Source organism: Pseudomonas sp. LBUM1673, from assembly GCF_059695645.1.
The window spans coordinates 4,001,245-4,015,839 of the sequence record NZ_CP166780.1 but is presented as its reverse complement, the minus strand read 5'-3'; the positions used below and the strand labels follow the sequence as shown (position 1 = coordinate 4,015,839).

The 14,595-nt window shown below is 60.5% G+C and carries 11 protein-coding genes; all 11 read left to right on the top strand.

Annotation, left to right across the window (positions count from 1 at the left end; all coding sequences use genetic code 11):
- The first annotated feature begins 85 nt into the window (after window positions 1–85).
- The 11 genes from ACA044_RS18470 to ACA044_RS18420 all read left to right on the top strand — a co-directional run bounded on the left by ACA044_RS18470 (window position 86) and on the right by ACA044_RS18420 (window position 14,586).
- Entirely contained in the window at window positions 86–2,023 is a 1,938-nt protein-coding gene (locus ACA044_RS18470; RefSeq protein WP_497442681.1) for a bifunctional 5-dehydro-2-deoxygluconokinase/5-dehydro-2-deoxyphosphogluconate aldolase, read from the top strand.
- 202 nt (window positions 2,024–2,225) lie between these two features.
- Window positions 2,226–3,119, top strand: a complete 894-nt coding sequence (iolE, locus tag ACA044_RS18465; protein ID WP_497442680.1) for a myo-inosose-2 dehydratase — start codon at window positions 2,226–2,228, stop codon at window positions 3,117–3,119.
- Window positions 3,116–3,925 (top strand): 5-deoxy-glucuronate isomerase, encoded by an 810-nt coding sequence (iolB, locus tag ACA044_RS18460; RefSeq protein ID WP_497442679.1) that lies wholly within the window; start codon window positions 3,116–3,118, stop codon window positions 3,923–3,925. Before iolE ends, iolB begins: the two co-directional genes overlap by 4 nt.
- Before the next feature lie 30 nt (window positions 3,926–3,955).
- Window positions 3,956–5,458, top strand: coding sequence for a CoA-acylating methylmalonate-semialdehyde dehydrogenase (locus ACA044_RS18455; RefSeq protein ID WP_497442678.1), 1,503 nt, complete (start codon window positions 3,956–3,958; stop codon window positions 5,456–5,458).
- A 25-nt stretch (window positions 5,459–5,483) separates the two neighbouring features.
- A complete protein-coding gene (locus ACA044_RS18450) occupies window positions 5,484–6,305 on the top strand; it encodes a TIM barrel protein (protein ID WP_497442677.1) in 822 nt (273 codons plus the stop codon).
- A 167-nt stretch (window positions 6,306–6,472) separates the two neighbouring features.
- Window positions 6,473–8,404 (top strand): 3D-(3,5/4)-trihydroxycyclohexane-1,2-dione acylhydrolase (decyclizing), encoded by a 1,932-nt coding sequence (gene iolD / locus ACA044_RS18445; protein WP_497442676.1) that lies wholly within the window; start codon window positions 6,473–6,475, stop codon window positions 8,402–8,404.
- A 32-nt stretch (window positions 8,405–8,436) separates the two neighbouring features.
- On the top strand, window positions 8,437–9,462 hold the full coding sequence (gene iolG / locus ACA044_RS18440; protein ID WP_201060774.1) for a bifunctional inositol 2-dehydrogenase/D-chiro-inositol 1-dehydrogenase: 1,026 nt from the start codon (window positions 8,437–8,439) through the stop codon (window positions 9,460–9,462).
- A 143-nt stretch (window positions 9,463–9,605) separates the two neighbouring features.
- Window positions 9,606–10,466: a sugar phosphate isomerase/epimerase family protein gene (locus ACA044_RS18435; RefSeq protein WP_497442675.1), complete on the top strand. Its 861-nt coding sequence runs from the start codon at window positions 9,606–9,608 to the stop codon at window positions 10,464–10,466.
- A 138-nt stretch (window positions 10,467–10,604) separates the two neighbouring features.
- Window positions 10,605–11,657, top strand: a complete 1,053-nt coding sequence (locus ACA044_RS18430) for a Gfo/Idh/MocA family protein (RefSeq protein ID WP_497442674.1) — start codon at window positions 10,605–10,607, stop codon at window positions 11,655–11,657.
- 367 nt (window positions 11,658–12,024) lie between these two features.
- Window positions 12,025–12,951: a sugar ABC transporter substrate-binding protein gene (locus tag ACA044_RS18425; protein ID WP_497442673.1), complete on the top strand. Its 927-nt coding sequence runs from the start codon at window positions 12,025–12,027 to the stop codon at window positions 12,949–12,951.
- A gap of 69 nt (window positions 12,952–13,020) precedes the next feature.
- The gene (locus tag ACA044_RS18420) at window positions 13,021–14,586 is read left to right on the top strand and encodes a sugar ABC transporter ATP-binding protein (RefSeq protein ID WP_497442672.1); all 1,566 of its coding nucleotides are present in this window, start codon (window positions 13,021–13,023) and stop codon (window positions 14,584–14,586) included.
- Window positions 14,587–14,595 lie beyond the last annotated feature (9 nt).

Genomic DNA, 14,595 nt, shown 5'->3' with positions numbered 1-14,595 from the left:
TCGGTCGTTTTAGTCTGCATCCACCAAGAGTGTTCGGCGCCTTCGTCGCCCCGAACGCAGGCTGATAAAAATAACAGGAGCCAGCATGGGCCAGACTCGTTTTGCCAGTGGGCGTCAATTGGATCTGATTTGCCTGGGGCGCCTTGGCGTCGACCTCTATGCGCAGCAAGTCGGGGCGCGGCTGGAGGATGTTTCAAGCTTCGCCAAATACCTCGGCGGTTCGTCCGCCAACATCGCCTTCGGCACCGCTCGGCTGGGTCTGAAGTCGGCGATGCTGAGCCGGGTAGGGGACGACCACATGGGTCGCTTCCTCGTTGAATCCCTGGCCCGTGAAGGCTGCGAGGTCAGCGGCATCAAGGTCGATCCGGAACGCCTGACCGCCATGGTCCTGCTGGGTCTCAAGGATCGCGAAACCTTTCCTTTGGTCTTCTACCGCGAAAACTGCGCCGACATGGCGTTGCGCGCCGAAGACATCAGCGAAGCCTTTATTGCCTCCAGTAAAGCCTTGCTGATCACCGGCACCCATTTCTCCAGCGACGGTGTCTACAAGGCGAGCATCCAGGCGCTGGACTACGCCGAGAAGCACAACGTCAAACGGGTGCTGGACATCGACTACCGCCCGGTACTCTGGGGCCTGGCGGGCAAGGCTGATGGCGAAACCCGTTTCGTCGCCGACCAGAACGTCAGCCAGCACGTGCAGAAAATCCTCCCGCGTTTCGACCTCATCGTTGGCACTGAAGAGGAGTTTCTGATCGCCGGCGGCTCCGAGGATTTGCTCACCGCCCTGCGCAATGTCCGGCGCCTGAGTGCGGCCACCCTGGTGGTCAAGCTCGGCCCGCAAGGCTGCACGGTGATTCACGGGGTGATCCCGGAACGTCTCGAAGACGGCGCCATTTATCCCGGCGTTCGGGTAGAAGTGTTGAATGTGCTGGGGGCCGGCGATGCCTTCATGTCGGGTTTCCTCAGTGGTTGGCTGGAGGATGCGAGCGACGAGCGCTGCTGCCAGTTGGCCAATGCCTGCGGTGGTCTGGTGGTGTCGCGCCACGCCTGTGCCCCAGCCATGCCAACCCGCGCCGAACTCGATTACCTGTTCAACAGCCCGGTGCCCATCACCCGGCCGGATCAGGACGTAGTGTTGCAGCGTTTGCATCAGGTCAGCGTGCCGCGCAAACAGTGGAAGCAGTTGTTCATCTTTGCCTTCGACCATCGCGGGCAACTGGTGGAACTGGCGCACAAGGGTGGCCGCGACCTGAACAGCATTGGTGAACTCAAACAACTCTTTATCAAAGCCGTGGAGCGGGTCGAAGCGGATTTGCGTGAGCAGGGCGTCGACGCCAATGTCGGCTTGCTGGCCGATCAACGTTTCGGTCAGGACGCGTTGAACGCCGCCACCGGTCGCGGCTGGTGGGTGGCACGGCCGGTGGAAGTGCAGGGTTCGCGGCCACTGGCGTTCGAACACGGGCGTTCGATTGGCAGCAACCTGATCGCCTGGCCACAAGAACAGATCATCAAATGCCTGGTGCAATTCCATCCCGACGACGAGCCGCTGCTGCGTCTGGAGCAGGAAGCGCAGATCAAGGGTTTGTATCAGGCGTCGCAAGTCAGCGGTCATGAACTGCTGCTGGAGATCATTCCGCCCAAGGATCACCCGTCGACCCATCCGGACGTGCTGTATCGCGCCCTCAAACGCCTCTACAACCTGGGCATCTACCCGGCGTGGTGGAAGATCGAAGCGCAAAGCGCGGAGGAGTGGAAACAACTCGACGCACTGATTCAAGAGCGCGATCCGTATTGCCGTGGCGTGGTGCTGCTGGGCCTGAATGCCCCGGCGGCGGCGTTGGCCGAAGGGTTTCAGCAGGCCAGCCAGAGCCAGACCTGCCGTGGTTTTGCCGTGGGCCGGACGATTTTCCAGGAACCGAGCCGCGCGTGGATGGCCGGTGAAATCGACGACGAAACGCTGATCCACCGGGTGCAGGGCACCTTCGTCGAACTGATCGATGCCTGGCGCACGGCCCGCGCTTGAACAAATTAGCTGATTGATCGGGCTTTTGTGGCGAGGGAGCTTGCTCCCGCTGGACTGCGAAGCAGTCCCAAATCAACCGGCCCGGTATATCAGGTAAACCGCATTCACAGGTTTGCGACTGCTTCGCAGCCGAGCGGGAGCAAGCTCCGTCGCCACAGGTGATCGGTTGAACATTTTAGTAAAAACAATAAAAGGTGCAGCCATGCCCGCTATCCGAATTGGCATCAACCCGATCTCCTGGAGCAACGACGACTTGCCGTCCCTCGGTGGCGAGACGCCGTTGAGCACCGCCCTCGGCGAAGGCAAGGACATCGGCTACGAAGGTTTCGAACTCAACGGTAAATTCCCCAAGGATGCCAAAGGCGTCGGTGACGTGCTGCGGCCTTACGATCTGGCGCTGGTCTCCGGCTGGTACTCCAGCCGTCTGGCCCGCCGTTCCGTGGCCGAGGAAATCGACGCCATCGGCAGCCATGTCGAGCTGCTGGCCAAGAACGGCGCCAAGGTGCTGGTGTACGGCGAAGTCGCCGACTCCATTCAAGGCCAGCGCATTCCACTGGTCGAGCGCCCGCGTTTTCACACCGAGCAGGCCTGGCAGGAATACGCCGACAAACTCACCGAACTGGCACGTTTCACCCTGTCCCAAGGCGTGCGTCTGGCGTATCACCACCATATGGGTGCCTACGTCGAATCCCCGGCTGACATCGACAAACTGATGGCGTTGACCGGCAGCGAAGTCGGCCTGCTGTTCGATTCGGGCCATTGCTACATGGGCGGCGGTGAACCGTTGCAGGTGTTGCGCAAACACATCGAACGCATCTGCCACGTGCATTTCAAGGACGTGCGCAAACCTGTGGTGCAACTGGCGCGCAACAACCTGTGGAGCTTCCCGGACTGCATCATCAACGGCACGTTCACCGTGCCCGGCGATGGCGACATCGACTTCGGCGCCTTGCTCGACGTGCTGCTGGCCGCTGATTACCACGGCTGGTTGGTGGTCGAGGCCGAACAGGACCCAGCGGTGGCACCAAGTTACGTCTACGCCAAAAAAGGCTACGACACCTTGCGTGCACTGCTCGACGAGAGGGTTGCACGATGAGCCTGTTGGTCAAAAGCAAGGCCCGCGGCCGGACCATGGTCGAATTGGGGCAGGGGGAGCTGGAATACGTCGGCTTTGCCGCCTACCGCCTGAGCCTTGGCGAAACCCTGCCGGTCGGTGCAGCTGACAAGGAGCTGTGCCTGGTGCTGCTCAGCGGTCGGGTCAGCATCAAAGGCGAGGCGCCGGGGCAGGGCGCGTTCGATTGGGACAACATCGGCGATCGCCAGTCGGTGTTCGAAGACAAATCCCCGTTCGCCGCGTACTTGCCACCGGGCAGTCAGGCGCAAGTGGTGGCGTTGAGTGATGTGCAAATCGCCGTTTGCGCCGCACCCGGTTCGACCACCAAAAACCTCGGTCCCCGGCTGATCAAACCCGACAGCATGAAACGCAGCGTGCGCGGCAAGGGCGCCAACACCCGTTACGTCTGCGACATCCTGCCGGACACCGAGCCCGCCCATTCGCTGCTGGTGGTGGAAGTGCGGACGCCGTCCGGGCACTCGTCGAGCTATCCACCCCACAAGCACGACACCGACGATCTACCGCACCAGAGCTTTCTCGAAGAAACCTACTACCACCAGATCAACCCGCCCCAAGGGTTCGTGTTCCAGCGGGTCTACACCGACGATCGCAGCATCGATCAGGCCATGGCCGTGGAAAACAGCGACCTGGTCGTCGTGCCCAAGGGCTATCACCCGGTCAGCGTGCCCTACGGCTACGAGTCGTATTACCTGAACGTGATGGCCGGGCCGAAACGCGTCTGGCAGTTCCATAACGATCCGCAGCATAGCTGGCTGCTGGATCTCTGAATTCCAACATCCGAACGGAGAACAAGAACAATGAGCGACGCCCCGGTAATAGGCCATTACATCGACGGTCAGGTGCAGGACAGTGGTAGCGAGCGGTTCAGCAATGTCTTCAATCCGGCCACCGGCAGCGTTCAGGCGCGGGTCGGACTGGCCAGCCAGAAGACCGTGGACAACGCCGTCGCTTCGGCCCTGAAGGCGTTCCCGGCCTGGTCCGAGCAATCGTCTTTGCGCCGTTCGCGGGTGATGTTCAAGTTCAAGGAATTGCTCGATCGCCATCACAACGAACTGGCGGAAATCATCAGCCGCGAACACGGCAAGGTTTTCTCGGACGCCAAGGGCGAAGTGACGCGCGGCATCGAGATCGTCGAATACGCCTGCGGTGCGCCGAACCTGCTGAAAACCGATTTCAGCGACAACATCGGCGGTGGCATCGACAACTGGAACCTGCGCCAGCCGCTGGGCGTTTGCGCTGGAGTCACGCCGTTCAACTTCCCGGTGATGGTGCCGCTGTGGATGATTCCGATCGCGCTGGTCACCGGTAACTGCTTCATCCTCAAACCGTCCGAGCGCGACCCGTCGGCCAGTTTGCTGATGGCGAAATTATTGACCGAAGCCGGATTGCCGGACGGCGTGTTCAACGTGGTCCAGGGCGACAAGGCCGCGGTCGACGCCTTGCTGCAACACCCGGACATCGAGGCGATTTCCTTCGTCGGTTCGACGCCGATTGCCGAATACATCCACCAGCAAGCGACTTCGCGCGGCAAGCGTGTACAGGCGCTGGGCGGGGCGAAGAACCACATGATCGTCATGCCCGACGCGGATCTGGATCAAGCGGCAGATGCGCTGATTGGCGCGGCTTATGGTTCGGCCGGTGAGCGCTGCATGGCGATTTCGATTGCCGTGGCCGTCGGTGATGTCGGCGACCAGTTGATTGCCAAACTGCTGCCGCGCATCGATCAACTGAAGGTCGGCAACGGCATGCAGGGCGACAGCGACATGGGGCCGCTGGTGACGGCTGAGCACAAGGCCAAAGTCGAGGGTTTTATCGGCGAAGGCGTGGCCCAGGGCGCACAACTGATTGTCGATGGACGCAACTTCAAGGTGCCGGGGGCCGAGAATGGCTTCTTCGTCGGCGCGACGCTGTTTGACGATGTCACCACCGAGATGAGCATCTACCAGCAAGAGATCTTCGGCCCGGTGCTGGGCATCGTGCGCGTGCCGGATTTCGCCAGCGCCGTGGCGCTGATCAACGCCCATGAGTTCGGCAATGGCGTGTCCTGCTTCACCAGCGACGGCGGCATCGCCCGCTCGTTTGCACGCAGCATCAAGGTCGGCATGGTCGGCATCAACGTACCGATTCCGGTGCCCATGGCCTGGCACTCGTTCGGCGGCTGGAAGCGCTCGCTGTTCGGTGATCACCACGCTTACGGCGAAGAAGGCATCCGCTTCTACAGCCGCTATAAAAGCGTGATGCAGCGCTGGCCCGACAGCATTGCCAAGGGCCCTGAATTCAGCATGCCGACGGCCAAATAATTCACTTGTGCGGAGAACAAAAATAATGAGCAAACCCCTGCGTTTCGCCTTGAACCGTATGGTTGCCCCACGTTTGTCCCTGCCCGCGTTCATCGAGTTGGCGGTGACCCTCAAGGCCGACGCCATCGAGATCCGCAACGACCTCAAGGGCGTCGAGATCGAGGACGGCACCGCGCCCGAACACGTGCGTGAGCTGTGCGCGGCCAAAGGCATTACCGTGCTGTCGATCAACGCGCTGTATCCGTTCGATGTCTGGAATGACGAACGCCGTGCGCAAGCCGTGAAGCTCGCTGCTTATGCCCGGGATTGCGGTGCGCAGGGTTTGGTCATGTGCCCGTTGAACGACCGGGCCGATCCACGCACCGAGGCGCAGCGTGCTTGCGGGCTGCGCACGGCGCTGAGTGAACTGGCGCCGATCCTGCGTGATCACGGCATCCTCGGCTTCATCGAACCGCTGGGTTTCGAAGAATGCTCGCTACGACGCAAACGCACGGCGGTCGATGCAATCAAAGCCATCGGTGGGCTGGATGTGTTCCGTCTGGTGCATGACACCTTTCACCATCACCTGGCCAGTGAACATGAATTTTTCCCCGAGCTGACCGGGTTGGTGCACATCTCCGGTGTCGAAGATGCCGAGGCGCCGCTGGCGACTATCCGCGACGGTCATCGGGTGCTGGTGGGCGAGGGCGACATCCTCGGCAACGCGGCGCAGATCGAAACCTTGCTCGCTACCGGCTACAGCGGCTACCTGTCGTTCGAGCCGTTCGCCGACAGCGTCCATGGCCTGGCGGATATCCAGACGGCGATCGGTGCGAGCATGGAACACCTGCAGAAATCCCTGACCTGACACCGCTTTAAGGCTTATGGAGATCAACTGTGGGAGCGGGCTTGCTCGCGAAGACGGCGGCACATTCAACATTGAAGCCGCCTGACACACCGCTTTCGCGAGCAAGTCGGATCGCCGCACCGCCGCTCCCACATTGATCGGATTTGCATTCACAAAAAGGTGCAAGCATGACCACAACAAGACTGACCATGGCCCAGGCCCTGGTGAAATTCCTCGATAATCAGTACATCGAGGTCGATGGGGTTCAGAGCAAATTCGTCGCCGGGATCTTTACCATTTTCGGCCACGGTAATGTGCTGGGTCTGGGGCAGGCCCTGGAACAGGACAGCGGCGACCTGATCGTCCATCAGGGGCGCAACGAGCAAGGCATGGCCCACGCCGCCATCGGTTTCGCCAAGCAACACCTGAGGCGCAAGATCTACGCCTGCTCTTCATCGGTGGGCCCGGGCGCGGCGAACATGCTGACCGCTGCCGCGACGGCCACCGCCAACCGTATTCCCTTGCTGCTGTTGCCCGGTGACGTCTACGCCTGCCGCCAACCGGACCCGGTTCTGCAACAGATCGAGCAGTTCCACGACCTGAGCATCAGCACCAACGATGCCTTCAAGGCCGTGAGCAAATACTGGGACCGCATCAACCGTCCCGAGCAACTGATGACCGCGGCGATCCACGCCATGCGCGTGCTCACCGATCCCGCCGAAACCGGCGCCGTGACCCTGGCCTTGCCGCAAGACGTGCAGGCCGAGGCTTACGACTACCCCGATTACTTCCTGCAAAAACGCGTGCACCGCATCGAGCGCCGTCCGGCCACCGAAGCGATGCTCGGTGATGCACTGGCGCTGTTCAAAGGCAAGCGTAAACCGCTGATCATCTGTGGCGGCGGGGTCAAATACTCCGGCGCCAACGCCGCATTGCAGGCCTTTGCCGAGCGCTTCGAGATTCCCTTCGCCGAAACCCAGGCCGGCAAGAGCGCGGTGGTGTCCAGCCATCCGCTGAACGTCGGCGGGATCGGCGAAACCGGTTGCCTGGCGGCGAACCTGTTGGCCAAGGATGCTGATTTGATCATCGGCGTCGGCACGCGCTACAGCGATTTCACCACCGCCTCGAAATCCTTGTTCAAACACCCGCAGGTGCAATTTCTCAACCTCAATATCAGCCCCTGCGACGCCCTGAAACTCGACGGCGTGCAGCTGCTGGCGGACGCCAAAACCGGTTTGCAGGCGTTGGCTGATGTGTTGGGGGACTATCGCTCCAGCTGGGGCGATCAAACCAGACAGGCCAAGTCGCAACTGGACGAAGAAGTGGACCGCATCTATCAGGTCGAATACCAGACTCAGGACTTCGTCCCGGAAATCAACGACCACATGGACTCGGCGGTGCTGCGCGAATTCATCGAGCTGACCGGTTCCTGCCTGACCCAGAGCCGGGTGCTCGGCGTGCTCAACGACACCCTGGCCGATGATGCAGTGATCGTCGCCGCCGCTGGCAGCCTGCCCGGCGACTTGCAACGCAGCTGGCGCAGCAAGGGCGTGAACACCTACCACGTCGAGTACGGCTATTCCTGCATGGGGTATGAGGTGAACGCTGCACTGGGCGTGAAGCTCGCCGAGCCTGAGCGTGAGGTCTATGCGCTGGTGGGCGACGGCTCCTACATGATGTTGCACTCGGAACTGGCGACCTCGATCCAGGAGCGGCGCAAGATCAACGTGGTGCTGCTGGACAACATGACCTTCGGTTGCATCAACAACCTGCAAATGGAACACGGCATGGACAGCTTCGGCACCGAGTTCCGTTTCCGCAATCCTGAAACCGGCAAGCTCGATGGTGGTTTCGTACCGGTGGATTTCGCCATGAGCGCGGCGGCTTACGGCTGCAAGACTTACAAAGTGAACACCGTTGAAGAGTTGCAATCTGCGTTGGCGGATGCGCGGTTGCAGACGGTGTCGACGCTGATCGATATCAAGGTCCTGCCCAAAACCATGATTCACAAATACCTGTCGTGGTGGCGGGTCGGCGTGGCGCAAGTCTCCAGCAGCGCCCGCACCGATGCGGTGGCCAAGACCCTGAACGAACGACTGGCCAAGGCCCGTCAGTACTGATTGCCCTGAAACGAACAAACAGGAGTGTTTACATGTCTTTGCTTTCTAATTCGTTGCGCATTGGCGTCATCGGCACCGGGGCCATCGGCCAGGATCACATCCGTCGTTGCAGCCAGACCTTGCTCAACAGCCAGGTCGTCGCGGTCACCGACATCAATTTGCAGCAAGCGGCCAAGGTCGTTTCCGATCTGAAGCTGACTGCCGAGGTCTATCCCGACGGCCATGCGCTGATCAAGGCACCCGAAGTCGAGGCGATCCTCGTGACCTCCTGGGGCCCGAGCCACGAAGAGTTCGTGCTGGCGGCGATTGCCGCCGGCAAACCGGTGTTCTGCGAAAAGCCGCTGGCGGTCACCGCCGAAGGCTGTCGCAAGATCGTCGAGGCCGAAGTGGCCCATGGCAAGCGTCTGGTGCAGGTTGGTTTCATGCGCCCATACGATGAAGGTTACCGGGCGTTGAAGGCAGTGATCGACAGTGGCCAGATCGGCGAGCCGTTGATGCTGCATTGCGCGCATCGCAACCCGACCGTGGGTGAAAACTACAAGACCGACATGGCGATCACCGACACGCTGATCCATGAACTGGACGTGTTGCGCTGGTTGCTCGACGACGATTACGTGTCGGTACAAGTGGTGTTCCCGCGCAAGACCAGCAAGGCCCACGCCCATTTGAAAGACCCGCAGATCGTGCTGCTGGAAACCGCCAAGGGCACGCGCATCGACGTGGAAGTGTTCGTCAACTGCCAGTACGGCTACGACATCCAGTGCGAAGTGGTGGGGGAGACCGGCATCGCCAAACTGCCGGAACCGTCGCAGGTTCAATTGCGCAGCGGGGCGAAGCTGTCCAATGCGATTCTGATGGACTGGAAGGACCGGTTCATCGCCGCGTATGACGTCGAGTTGCAGGCGTTCATCGATGGCGTACGGGCCGGGCAGGTCGGCGGGCCGTCGGCATGGGATGGTTACGCGGCAGCGGTGGCGGCGGATGCGTGCATCGAAGCACAAAACAGCGGCCAGATCGTCAAAGTCGGCCTGCCAGACCGCCCACGCTTCTACGGCTAACCACAAATCCCCTGTGGGAGCGAGCCTGCTCGCGATTGCGATTTGACAGTCACATTGATGTTGGATGTGCTGGCGTCATCGCGAGCAGGCTCGCTCCCACAGGGGGACAAGGCTGAGATCTTGGTTAAGGAGAACAAAAAAACATGCGCATCGCACTAGACCCCTACATGTACCGCAGCCTGTCCCTGGGCAAGATGGTCGACAAGGTTGCCGAGCTCGGTTACGAACACATCGAGCTGTCGCCTCGGGAAGATTTCCTGCCGTTCTACAAAGCCCCGCGGGTCGACAAGGCGCGGATCAAGGAATTTCGCAAAGCCCTGAGCGACACCGGGGTCAAACTCTCTTCTTTATTACCGATGTACCACTGGGCCGCCGCCGACGAAGGTTTGCGCGTGGCCGCGGTGCGTAACTGGAAGCGCGCGATCCAGATTGCCGTGGAGATGGACTGCGAACTGGTCAACACCGAGTTCACTGGCCAGTCGGACAATCCGCTGGTGTGCGAAAACCAGTTCATGCGCTCCATGGACGAACTGATCCCCGAGTTCGAACGCGAAGGCATCAAGCTCGATATCCAGGCCCACCCTTATGATTTCTGCGAGCGCAACAACGAGTCGGTGGACATCATCCGCGGTCTGGACCGTGACTGGATCAACTACCTTTACGCCGCGCCGCACACGTTTTTCTATGACGACGGTGTCGGTGATATCGCCTCGATGCTCAAGTACGCCGGATCGAAACTGACGCACCTGATCATTGCCGACACCTACAACCACAAGGCTTCCTCGGGCTTGCGCTACATCGTCAACCCGCCGGGCGTCACCGCCACCGTGCACCAGCATCTGGATATCGGCCAGGGCGAGGTCGACTGGGAAGCTTTTTTTGGCACCCTGCGCGAGATCAAGTTCGATGGCATCGCGACCGTCTCGGTATTCGCCTGGGAAGACCGGCCGGACGAGTCCAACCGCATGATGCTCGAACGCGTGACCCGCGAACTCTGTCAATAACCGCGGCATACACAAAACCTGTGGGAGCGGGCTTGCCCGCGATGACGGCGGCACATTCAACATCTCTGTGATTGTCAGACCGCTATCGCGGGCAAGCCCGCTCCCACAGGGGCTGCGTTCTATAAGGAGAATACTTTCATGCGTATCGGACTTGTCGGTTACGGCCATGGCGGCCGGTTTTTCCATGCTCCGCTGATCAGCAGTTTACCGGCGGCGACCTTCGTGGGCGTGGTCACCCGTTCCGCCGAGCGCCGGCAATTGTTGGCAGCGGAACATCCCGGCGTGCCGGCCTTCGACAGAATCGGCCAACTGGTCGAAGCCGGGGTCGATGTGCTGGTGATCTCCACACCGCTCAAAGGTCGCCCGGCGCTGGTGCTCGACGCCATCGAACACGGTGTGGCGGTGGTCAGCGACAAGCCATTCGCGGCCGATGCGCAACAGGCGCAAACCCTGATTACCATGGCCGAGCGTCAGGGCGTGCAACTGAGCGTCTACCAGAACCGGCGCTGGGACTCGGACTTTCTCACCGTGCGCAAACTCATCGAGTCCGGTGCGTTGGGCCAGATCACCCGTTTCGAATCGCGGATCGAGCGCTATTGGCCACAGTCGGTGAACAACGGCAGCGGCGGCGGTTTCCTGCGCGATCTGGGCAGCCATCTGGTGGATCAGGCGCTGCTCTTGTTCGGCCCTGTCACCCAGGTTTACGCCGAACTGGATTACCTCGAAAAAGACCAGGTTTTCGACAACGGCTTCTTTATGTCCCTGACCCATGCCAACGGCGTGATCTCACACTTGGGCGGCAGTTGCCTGCAAAACACCCCCGGCCCGCGCTTTCGCGTGACCGGCACCCAGGGCTGCTACAGCGTCGACGGTCTGGATGGGCAAGAGGCGTCGACCCTTGCCGGGCTTACGCCGAAATCCGAAGGCGAGCGCTGGGGCGTCGAAGAGCACCGGCGCTGGGGGTGGTTCGAGCAGGGCGAGGTGCGTGAGCGGGTGCCGTCCGAGCGTGGCTGCTGGAATCAGTTCTATTTGCAGCTACAAACCGCGTTACAGAGCGGTGGCCCACTGCCGGTCGACGCCCGTGATGCACTGGCGACCACCCGCGTACTAGACGCTGCGCGGCTCAGCTTCGAGCGGCATCAAGTGGTGGCGCTGAGCCCGTTCGAGAGTCATGGAATAAAATCAGAATAAAATTCTAAAATGAGTTGATATAGAAATTATTTTCCAATAAAGTCATTTCCAGGTTGCCGACTATCAACGTCCGATCACGCTCAAGCAGGCCTTGAACGAGTGAAGGACGCACCAAAAACAAGAAACAAAAGCCAGGTACCGTCGATGAAAACCTTCAACTCTGCTCTGCATGCTTTACGTTCCGCGCTGCACCTCTCTCGCGATCTGCCTCGCGTCTCGTTCCATTCCTTCTTTCGCTTGCTTTGCGTCGAACGCAACGGCGCCCAGGTCTGCTGTATTCCGGGGGCACCGATTGTCCGCTTGCCCACTCACTGAAATCGTCACGCCTTATCCATAAAACCAACAAGAATGTGGAGAAAGACTTTTCATGAAGACCAAGATCCGTTTCGTCTCACTGGCCTTGTCCCTGATGTTCGCCAGCGGCGCCGCACTCGCTGACATGAAGATCGGCGTCAGCATGTCGCAGTTCGATGACACCTGGCTGACCTACCTGCGCGAATCCATGGACACCAAAGCCAAGTCCTATCCCGATGGCGTCAAGCTGCAGTTCGAAGACGCCCGCAGCGACGTGGTCAGGCAGTTGAGCCAGGTAGAAAGCTTCATCAGTCAGAAGGTCGACGCCATTGTGGTCAACCCGGTGGATACCGCCGCCACCAAAAAAATCACCGAAGCGGCGGTCAAGGCCGGTATTCCGCTGGTGTACGTCAATCGTCGTCCCGATGACCTGAACCTGCCCAAAGGCGTGGTCACTGTCGCCTCCAACGATCTGGAAGCCGGCCAGATGCAGATGCAGTACCTGGCCGAAAAAATGGGCGGCAAGGGCGACATCGTGATTCTGCTCGGTGATTTGGCCAACAACTCCACCACCAACCGCACCAAGGGCGTAAAAGAGGTGCTGACCAAGTACCCGAACATCAAGATCGAGCAAGAGCAGTCCGGCATCTGGTCGCGGGACAAGGGCATGACCCTGGTCAACGACTGGCTGACCCAGGGCCGCAAATTCGACGCGGTGGTCTCTAACAACGACGAGATGGCGATTGGCGCGGCAATGGCCCTGCAACAGGCTGGCGTCGCCAAAGGCAGTGTGCTGATCGCCGGTGTCGACGGTACGCCCGACGGTTTGAACGCGGTGAAGAAGGGCTCTCTGCTGGTCTCGGTGTTCCAGGATGCCAAGGGTCAGGCGGACGGTTCGATCGACACGGCGGTGAAAATGGCCAAGAACGAACCGGTTGAGCCGGCCGTGTGGGTGCCGTATCGCTTGATCACGCTGCAAAACGTCGACACGTTCAAATAGTCCGTCCGTTCGATAACAACAATAAGCACGCAAGGTTGCAACGCGACCTTGCTGATGGAGTACCTGATCATGTTCGCTTCAGCGACTGCTTCGAGCACCCCGTTAGTGGGTGTCCAGCCAACCGCAACACCTGTCGATGAGCCGTACCTGCTGGAGATCATCAACGTCAGCAAGGGTTTTCCCGGTGTGGTGGCCTTGTCCGACGTACAGCTTCGGGTGCGTCCCGGTTCCGTGCTGGCGCTGATGGGCGAGAACGGCGCCGGCAAGTCCACCCTGATGAAAATCATTGCCGGCATCTACCAGCCGGACGCCGGCGAGTTGCGCCTGCGGGGCAAACCGGTGGTCTTCGAAACACCGCTGGCTGCGCTCCAGGCCGGGATCGCGATGATCCACCAGGAACTCAACCTGATGCCGCACATGAGCATCGCCGAGAACATCTGGATCGGCCGCGAACAGCTCAACGGCCTGCACATGATCGACCATCGCGAGATGCACCGTTGCACCGCCAAACTGCTGGAGCGTCTGCGGATCAATCTCGACCCGGAAGAGCAGGTGGGCAACCTGAGCATCGCCGAACGGCAGATGGTCGAGATCGCCAAGGCTGTGTCCTATGACTCCGACGTCCTGATCATGGACGAGCCGACCTCGGCCATCACCGATAAAGAAGTCGCGCATTTGTTCTCGATCATTGCCGACCTCAAGAGCCAGGGCAAGGGCATCATCTACATCACCCACAAAATGAACGAAGTGTTCAGCATCGCCGATGAAGTGGCGGTGTTCCGCGATGGCGCCTACATCGGCCTGCAACGGGCCGACAGCATGGACGGCGACAGCCTGATTTCGATGATGGTCGGCCGCGAGCTGAGCCAGTTGTTCCCGGTGCGCGAGAAGCCGATCGGTGATCTGTTGCTGTCGGTACGCGACCTCAAGCTGGACGGCATTTTCAAAGACGTCTCCTTCGACCTGCATGCCGGCGAAATCCTGGGCATCGCCGGGTTGATGGGCTCGGGGCGGACCAACGTCGCCGAAGCGATTTTCGGCATCACCCCAAGCGACGGTGGCGAAATCCGGCTCGACGGTGAGGTGGTGCGCATCATCGATCCGCACATGGCGATCGAGAAGGGCTTCGCGCTGTTGACCGAAGATCGCAAGCTCAGCGGCCTGTTCCCGTGCCTGTCGGTGCTGGAGAACATGGAAATGGCGGTATTGCCCCATTACGCGGGCCGCGGCTTCATCCAGCAGAAAGCCTTGCGTGCCCTGTGTGAAGACATGTGCACGAAGCTGCGGGTGAAAACGCCGTCTCTGGAGCAATGCATCGACACACTGTCCGGCGGTAATCAGCAGAAGGCCTTGCTGGCGCGCTGGCTGATGACCAATCCACGCATCCTGATCCTCGATGAGCCGACCCGCGGCATCGATGTCGGCGCCAAGGCCGAGATCTATCGGCTGATCTCCTACCTCGCCAGCGAAGGCATGGCGGTGATCATGATTTCCTCGGAACTGCCGGAAGTGCTGGGCATGAGCGATCGGGTCATGGTCATGCACGAGGGCGACCTGATGGGCACCCTCGACCGCAACGAAGCGACCCAGGAACGGGTGATGCAATTGGCCTCGGGCATGTCCGTGGTTCACTAATGGATGCCA